We start from the raw sequence: 8,335 nt of genomic DNA, 5'->3' as shown, positions 1-8,335 counted from the left end.
GGACGTACTTGCAGCGTCCCCCGCGCAGCCCACCAGCCCGGCCAAGCGCGGCTTTTGCTTGTGAACCCGTCCCCGCCACGAGGGGCTCCGCCGTTGGCCGGACACCCCGCGACAAACCACCACACGTGCGCAATCCCCACGAACGTCGGACAATGGAGACCTCGGCGGCCCGCCACGCCGCCCCTCCCGCTTTCCGCTGCAAGGATTCCCCCATGGCCGCCCGCAAGTCCTCCGCCCCCCTCATCGAAGTCACCGCCCGCCCCGGCCAGCCGCTGGGCATGGCGCCGGCCACCTTCCTGCGCGACTTCTGGCAGAAACGCCCGCTGCTGATCCGCAACGCCTTCCCCAACTTCCAGACCCCGGTGCAGCCGGAAGACCTGGCCGGGCTGGCCTGCGAGGAAGGCGTGCTGGCGCGCCTGATCGAGCACGACAAGACCCGGGACGGCTGGCGCGTGCGCACCGGCCCGTTCCAGGAAGACGTGTTCCCGGCCCTGCCCGACCACGACTGGACCCTGCTGGTGCAGGACGTGGACAAGTGGGACCCGGACGTGCGCGCCCTGATCGAGCACTTCAGCTTCCTGCCGCGTTGGCGCATGGATGACGTGATGATCAGCTTCGCCGCCACCGGCGGCTCGGTCGGCGCCCATGTCGACCAGTACGACGTGTTCCTGCTGCAGGCCCACGGCCACCGCCGCTGGCAGATCGACGCCAGCGAATCGATCAAGGGCAAGCAGCCACCGCTGGGCTTCCGCCCGGACGTGGAACTGAAGCTGCTGAAGGTGTTCAAGCCGACCCACGACTGGGTGCTGGCGCCGGGCGACATGTTGTACCTGCCGCCGAACGTGCCGCACCACGGCGTCGCCGAGGATCCCTGCCTGACGTTCTCCTTCGGCATGCGCGCGCCGTCCTCGGCCGAGCTGATCAGCGACTACCTCGACACCCTGATCGCCGATGCCGACGAGAACATCCGTTACCAGGATGCCGACCTCAAGGTGCCGGCCGACCCGAACGAAATCGACACGGTGGCGATGGCGCGGGTGATCACCGCGCTCAACGCCATCCGCATGAACGACCCGGACAAGCTGGGTGACTGGTTCGGTCGCTTCATCACCACCTACCGCGCCGCCGGCGAAGTGATGGCCCACCAGGCCGCACCGGCACCGGAGGAAGTGGTCCAGGCGCTGGCCTCCGGCCTGCTGCTGCAGCGCCACCCGTGGGCACGCCTGGCCTGGCGCCGGGCCAAGCGCGGCGCCAGCCTGTACGTCAGCGGCCAGGACTTCGCGCTGCCGGTGAAGGACGCCCAGCGCCTGGCCGGTGCCGAGCAGCTCGACGCCGCCGCCTATCGCGGCCTGTCCGACAAGGGCCGCGCGGTGGTCCAGCAGCTGTTGGTCGGTGGCGTGTTCCAGCTGATCGATCCGAACGAGGTGTATGACGCTGAAGATGAGGATGACGGCGAAGACGCCGTGGTCCTCGGCGAAGTGGTCGAAGGCCGTGACCGTGTCGACGCGATCGACGCAGACGCGGTGTCCGACGATGTCCACACCGTGACCGTGCACGACGACGGCATCGAAGTCATCGTCAACTTCGAGGATCACGACGAAGACGACAGCGACGACGGTCGCGCCTGAGCCCTGCCGCCATGGTCCGGGTCCAGCAGGTCAGCCACGCCGACGCCCACGTTGCCATCCACGACGTGCGCCAACGCGTGTTCGTGCAGGAACAGGGCATCGCCGCGGAACTGGAACGCGATGCGCTGGACCCGGTCAGCGTCCATGTGCTGGCGCTGGACAGTGACAACCAGCCGGTCGGCACCGGCCGGCTGGCCCCGGACGGCCGCATCGGCCGTATGGCCGTGCTGGCCAGCCATCGCAGCCACGGGGTCGGTGAGGCCCTGCTGGAGGCACTGGTCGAGGCCGGGCGCAGGCTCGGCCTGGCCGAGCTGCACCTGCACGCCCAACTGCCCGCCCGCGATTTCTATGCCCGCCAGGGCTTCCTGCCGGAAGGCGAGGTATTCGAGGAGGCCGGCATCGGCCACCAGCAGATGCGCCGCCGGTTGGGCGCGGCCAGTGCCATCGACAGCCGCGAGCAGGCGGTGGCCATCACCACGGCCATCGTCCACCGCGCCCGCCGCCAAGTGTGGCTGCACAGCCGTCAGCTGGACCCGGGACTGCTCGACGCGCCGTCGGTACAGGCCGCCCTGCGCCGCTTCGTCACCGCCCGCCACGACAAGCAGCTGCGGGTGATCGTGCACGACGCCGCCGCCATCGCGTCTGCCGGAGCGCCGCTGCTGGCGCTGGCCCAGCGCTTGCCAAGCGTGATCCAGTTCCGCGAGGTCAGCGACCCGGTCGACCGCGCGCTGGCCTCTTCCTGCCTGCTCAACGATGCGGGCGACTTCTACTTTCGTCTGATCGGCCATCGCCTCGACGGCGAGGCCGGTATCGCGCTGCCGGCACGTTCGCAGCCGTTCGGGCAGCAATTGCAGCGCGTCTGGGACCGTTCGCGCGATTGCAGCGAACTGCGCGCGCTCGGCATCTGAGCCGGCACCGCTGACCCAACCTGTCTGGAACCGGCACCAGCGGACGCGGGATACCTGTGGTGGTGCCCCTTCGTGTCCCGTTGGGGGTACAATTTGGCTGTTTGAACGCGCCCGCGCAGGGCTATTCATCTTCCTGCCGGGTCCTTCTGAAGCCATACCCCACAAAGCGAATCAACACCCTCCATCGTGGACAATCAACTGAAGCAGTTTGCGCAATCTTCGCAACTCGCCGGCGGCAACGCCTCCTATGTCGAGGACCTGTACGAGCAGTACCTGGTCTCCCCGGATAGTGTCGATCCCAAATGGAAAACCTACTTCGACGGCTTCAAGGGCCGCGAAGCAGGTGACATTCCGCACTCGGCCGTCATCTCCCACATCGCGGACGCGGCCAAGGATGCGCTGAAAGCTGGCACCGGCACCGGTGCGGGCGACGAGCGCGAGCGCAATGTCGGTCGTCTGATCACCGCCTACCGCTCGCGCGGCCACCTGGACGCCCGCCTCGATCCGCTGGGCCTGGCCGCGCCGGTCAACACCCCGGACCTGGGCCTGCCGTTCCACAGCCTGTCCGATGCCGATCTCAACAGCGAGTTCAGCACCGGCGGCGTCGGCGGCCAGCCGCGCATGAAGCTGCGCGACCTGCTCGCACGCCTGAAGGCGACCTACACCGGCTCGATCGGTGCGGAGTTCATGCACATCTCCGAGGTCGAGCAGCGCCAGTGGATCTACAAGAAGCTGGAAGCGGCCGGTGGCAACTACCAGCTGGACGCTGACACCCAGCGCCGCACCCTGGAGCGCCTGACCGCGGCCGAAGGCCTGGAGCGCTACCTGCACACCAAGTACGTCGGCCAGAAGCGCTTCTCGCTGGAAGGCGGCGACTCGCTGATCCCGATGATGGACACCATCATCCGCAGCGCCGGCAAGGATGGCGTCAAGGACGTGGTGATCGGCATGGCCCACCGCGGCCGCCTGAACGTGCTGGTCAACACCCTGGGCAAGAACCCGCGCAAGCTGTTCGACGAATTCGAAGGCAAGTTCGAGCACGACGAGCACGCGTCGGCCGGCGACGTGAAGTACCACATGGGCTTCTCCGCCGACGTGGCCACCGACGGTGGCCCGGTGCACCTGGCGCTGGCGTTCAACCCGTCGCACCTGGAAATCGCCGACCCGGTCGTGGCCGGTTCCGTGCGTTCGCGCCAGGAGCGCCGCAAGGACACCGCACGCAAGCAGGTCATGCCGATCCTGATCCACGGCGACGCGGCCTTCTCCGGCCAGGGCGTGGTCATGGAGCTGTTCCAGATGTCGCAGGCCCGCGGCTTCGCCGTCGGCGGCACCGTGCACATCGTGGTCAACAACCAGGTCGGCTTCACCACTTCCAACCCGCTGGATACGCGCTCCACGCGCTATGCCACCGACGTGGCGAAGATGATCGCCGCCCCGGTGCTGCACGTGAACGGCGATGATCCGGAAGCCGTCGTGTTCGCCGCGCAGCTGGCCTTCGAGTTCCGCCAGAAGTTCGCCAAGGACGTGGTCATCGACCTGATGTGCTACCGCCGTTGGGGCCACAACGAGGCCGACGAGCCGGCGATCACCCAGCCGCTGATGTACCAGGTGATCCGCAAGCACCCGACCACCCGCGAGATGTATGCCGAGCAGTTGGAAAAGGCGGGCGTGATCGCCGCCGGTGCCGGCAAGGCCATGGTCGATGCCTACCGCGAGAAGCTGGACGCCGGTGAAGTGACCACCGAGCTGGCCAAGGTCGAGAAGACTCCGCCGACCAGCCCGCTGTTCGTCGATTGGCCGAAGCTGCTGGAAGGCAAGCTGTCCGACCCGGTCTCGACCAAGGTCGAGAAGAACAAGCTGGTCGAGCTGGCCAAGCTGATCAACACCATCCCGGACGAAGTGCAGCTGCATTCGCGCGTGGCCAAGGTCTACGACGACCGCCGCAAGATGGCCGCCGGCGAGATCGCGGGCGACTGGGGCTTTGCCGAGAACCTGGCCTACGCCACCCTGCTCGACGAAGGCCACGCGCTGCGCCTGGTAGGCCAGGACGTCGGCCGCGGTACGTTCACGCACCGCCATGCGATCCTGCACGACCAGAAGACCGACAACTACTACATGCCGCTGCGGCAGCTGGTGGATTCGCCGGAGAAGGCCACCGTCATCGACTCGCTGCTGAGCGAAGAAGCGGTGATGGCCTACGAGTACGGTTTCTCCACCACCGATCCGAACACGCTGTGCATCTGGGAAGGCCAGTTCGGCGACTTCGCCAACGGTGCCCAGGTGGTGATCGACCAGTTCATCGCCGCCGGTGAAGCCAAGTGGGGCCGCATTTCCGGCCTGACCCTGCTGCTGCCGCATGGCTATGAAGGACAAGGCCCGGAACACAGCTCGGCGCGCCTGGAGCGCTTCCTGCAGCTGTGCGCCCTGGAGAACATGCTGGTTGTCGTGCCGTCGACCCCGGCGCAGGCCTTCCACATGCTGCGTCGCCAGCTGCACATGACCACCCGCAAGCCGCTGGTGGTGATGTCGCCGAAGTCGCTGCTGCGCCACAAGCTGGCCGTGTCGACCCTGGACGAACTGGCCAATGGCGAGTTCCAGCACCTGATCGGCGACGCCAATGCCGATGCCAAGAAGGTCAAGCGCGTGGTGCTGTGCTCGGGCAAGGTCTACTACGACCTGCTGGAAGACCAGACCAAGCGTGGCCAGGACGACGTGGCGATCATCCGCGTGGAGCAGCTGTATCCGTTCCCGCGTGCGCTGCTGGCTGCCGAGCTGAAGAAGTACGGCAAGGCCACCGACGTGGTGTGGACGCAGGAAGAACCGCAGAACCAGGGCGCGTGGTACCAGATCCGCCACCACCTGCAGTTCTGCCTGGCCGATGGCCAGAACCTGCACTACGCCGGTCGCGCACGTTCGGCGTCGCCGGCTGCCGGTCACATGGCTGACCACGTCCGCGAGCAGCAGCAGCTGATTGCCGACGCACTGGTCAACCCGTTCAACGACACGTTCGCTGAATAATCCTCCCCCTATTTAGAAGACAAACCAGGAAGCTCCCGCAATGGCCACCGAAGTCAAAGCCCCGGTACTGCCCGAATCCGTCGCCGACGGCACCATCGCCACCTGGCACAAGAAGGTGGGCGACGCCGTCAAGCGCGACGAAAACCTGCTTGACCTGGAAACCGACAAGGTCGTGCTGGAAGTGCCGTCGCCGGTTGACGGCGTGCTGAAGGAAATCAAGTTCAAGGAAGGCGATACCGTGACCTCCAGCCAGGTCGTGGCGATCATCGAAGAAGGCGCCGTAGCTGCGGCTCCGGCCCCGGCCGCTGAAGAGAAGAAGGCTGAAGCCGCACCGGCCGCCGCTGCTCCGGCCGCAGCCGCCGCTCCGGCTCCGGCTGCCAAGTCGGCCGCCGACACCCTGCCGCCGGGCGCCCGCTTCACCGCCATCACCGAAGGCGTGAACCCGGCCGACGTCGACGGCACCGGCCGTCGTGGTGCAGTGACCAAGGAAGACATCGTCAACTTCGCCCGCAACGGCGGCGCCGGCAAGGCCGGTGGTGCACGTCCGGAAGAGCGCGTGCCGATGACCCGCATCCGCAAGCGCATCGCCGAGCGCCTGATGGAGTCGAAGAACTCCACCGCCATGCTGACCACCTTCAACGAAGTCGACCTGTCCAAGGTGTCGGCGGCGCGCAAGGAACTGCAGGACGAGTTCGTCAAGGCCCACGGCATCAAGCTGGGCTTCATGAGCTTCTTCGTGAAGGCCGCTGCCAACGCGCTGCAGCGCTTCCCGCTGGTCAACGCCTCGATCGACGGCGACGACATCATCTACCACGGCTACTCGGACATCTCGATCGCCGTGTCGACCGAGAAGGGCCTGGTCACGCCTGTCCTGCGCAACGTCGAGCGCATGTCGTTCGCCGACATCGAGAAGACCATCGCCGACTACGCCAAGAAGGCACGTGACGGCAAGCTGGGCCTGGAAGAACTGCAGGGCGGCACCTTCACCGTGACCAACGGCGGCACCTTCGGTTCGCTGCTGTCGACCCCGATCATCAACCCGCCGCAGAGCGCCATCCTGGGCATGCACGCCATCAAGGAGCGTCCGATCGCCCAGAACGGCCAGGTCGTGATCGCGCCGATGATGTACCTGGCGCTGTCCTACGACCACCGCATCATCGACGGCAAGGACTCGGTGCAGTTCCTGGTGGACATCAAGAACCAGCTGGAAAACCCGGGCCGCATGCTGTTCGGCCTGTAAGAAACCTCCCGCCCCTCCGCGCCTGCGCGGAGGGGTTCTGGTAATGCATCAAGGAATAATTCAATGGCTGAACAATTCGACGTCGTCGTCATCGGTGCCGGCCCGGCCGGTTACCACGCTGCCATCCGCGCGGCCCAGCTGGGCCTGAAGACCGCCTGCATCGACGCAGCGCTGGGCAAGGACGGCAAGCCGGCCCTCGGCGGCACCTGCCTGCGCGTGGGCTGCATCCCGTCCAAGGCGCTGCTCGATTCCTCGCGCCAGTTCTGGAACATGGGCCACATCTTTGGCGACCACGGCATCAGCTTCAAGGATGCCAAGATCGACGTCGAGGCGATGATTGGCCGCAAGGACAAGATCGTCAAGCAGTTCACCGGCGGCATCGGCATGCTGTTCAAGGCCAACAAGGTCGCCGCCTACTACGGCTTCGGCCAGCTGCAGCCGGGCAACGTGGTCAAGGTGAAGCAGCACGACGGTTCGGAAGTCGAGCTGAAGGGCACCAACGTCATCATCGCGGCCGGTTCGGATTCGATCGAACTGCCGTTCGCCAAGTTCGACGGCGAGACCATCGTCGACAACGTCGGCGGCCTGGACTTCACCGAAGTGCCGAACCGCCTGGCGGTGATCGGTGCCGGCGTGATCGGCCTGGAACTGGGCAGCGTGTGGAAGCGCCTGGGCGCTGAAGTCACCATCCTTGAGGCCATGCCGGAGTTCCTGGCGGCTGCCGACGCCGAAGTGGCCAAGGCCGCTGCCAAGGAATTCAAGAAGCAGGGCCTGGACATCAAGCTCAATGCCAAGGTTTCCAAGACCGAGATCACCGGCAAGGGCAAGAAGAAGGAAGTCATCGTCACCTACACTGACGCGGAAGGCGAAAAGACCCTGACCGTGGACAAGCTGCTGGTGGCCGTCGGCCGTCGCGCCGCCACCAAGGGCCTGCTGGCCGAAGGCACCGGCGTCAAGGTCAACGAGCGCGGCCAGATCGAAGTCGACGCGCACTGCCACACCGGCGTCAACGGCGTGTGGGCGGTCGGCGACTGCGTGCGCGGCCCGATGCTGGCGCACAAGGGCTTCGAGGAAGGCATCGCGGTGGCTGAGCTGATCGCCGGCCTGCCGGGCCACGTCAACTTCGACACCATCCCGTGGGTCATCTACACCGAGCCGGAACTGGCCTGGGTCGGCAAGACCGAAGCCCAGCTGAAGGCCGAGGGCATTCCGTACAAGGCCGGCAGCTTCCCGTTCGCCGCCAACGGCCGTGCCGTAGCGATGATCGAGCCGGCGGGGTTCGTGAAGATCCTGGCCCATGCCGAAACCGATCGCATCCTCGGCATGCACCTGGTTGGCGCCAACGTCTCCGAACTGGTGCACGAAGGCGTGCTGACCATGGAGTTCAGCGGCTCGGCCGATGACCTGGCCCGCATCTGCCACGCCCACCCGTCGCTGTCGGAAGTGATCCACGACGCCGCGATGGCGGTCAGCAAGCGCGCCATCCACAAAGCGAACTGATCGTCCGGTAGTGCTGGCCGCTGGCCAGCATCACCCGGATA

At 66.6% G+C, this 8,335-nt stretch carries 5 protein-coding genes; all 5 read left to right on the top strand.

The features are described from left to right. Nucleotides 1–212: 212 nt before the first annotated feature. Nucleotides 213–1,628, top strand: a complete 1,416-nt coding sequence (locus N5E02_RS19065) for a cupin domain-containing protein (RefSeq protein WP_188239259.1) — start codon at nucleotides 213–215, stop codon at nucleotides 1,626–1,628. Between the two features lie 11 nt (nucleotides 1,629–1,639). Continuing rightward, nucleotides 1,640–2,536, top strand: coding sequence for a GNAT family N-acetyltransferase (locus N5E02_RS19060; protein WP_164093182.1), 897 nt, complete (start codon nucleotides 1,640–1,642; stop codon nucleotides 2,534–2,536). Between the two features lie 186 nt (nucleotides 2,537–2,722). After that, complete coding sequence (locus N5E02_RS19055) at nucleotides 2,723–5,554, top strand: 2-oxoglutarate dehydrogenase E1 component (protein WP_053499858.1); 2,832 nt, start codon at nucleotides 2,723–2,725, stop codon at nucleotides 5,552–5,554. A gap of 40 nt (nucleotides 5,555–5,594) precedes the next feature. Continuing rightward, complete coding sequence (gene sucB / locus N5E02_RS19050) at nucleotides 5,595–6,794, top strand: dihydrolipoyllysine-residue succinyltransferase (RefSeq protein WP_053499860.1); 1,200 nt, start codon at nucleotides 5,595–5,597, stop codon at nucleotides 6,792–6,794. A 63-nt stretch (nucleotides 6,795–6,857) separates the two neighbouring features. Next, entirely contained in the window at nucleotides 6,858–8,294 is a 1,437-nt protein-coding gene (gene lpdA, locus N5E02_RS19045; RefSeq protein ID WP_005417523.1) for a dihydrolipoyl dehydrogenase, read from the top strand. Nucleotides 8,295–8,335 lie beyond the last annotated feature (41 nt).

Source organism: Stenotrophomonas sp. GD03777, assembly GCF_029842485.1.
Taxonomy (GTDB): Bacteria; Pseudomonadota; Gammaproteobacteria; order Xanthomonadales; family Xanthomonadaceae; genus Stenotrophomonas; species Stenotrophomonas sepilia.
This window is presented reverse-complemented; position numbering and strand designations above follow the sequence as displayed.

Coding starts and splice junctions, on each gene's coding strand:
- N5E02_RS19065 (WP_188239259.1), top strand. CDS start 213: ATGGCCGCCCGCAAGTCCTCCGCCCCCCTCATCGAAGTCACCGCCCGC.
- N5E02_RS19060 (WP_164093182.1), top strand. CDS start 1,640: ATGGTCCGGGTCCAGCAGGTCAGCCACGCCGACGCCCACGTTGCCATC.
- sucB (WP_053499860.1), top strand. CDS start 5,595: ATGGCCACCGAAGTCAAAGCCCCGGTACTGCCCGAATCCGTCGCCGAC.
- lpdA (WP_005417523.1), top strand. CDS start 6,858: ATGGCTGAACAATTCGACGTCGTCGTCATCGGTGCCGGCCCGGCCGGT.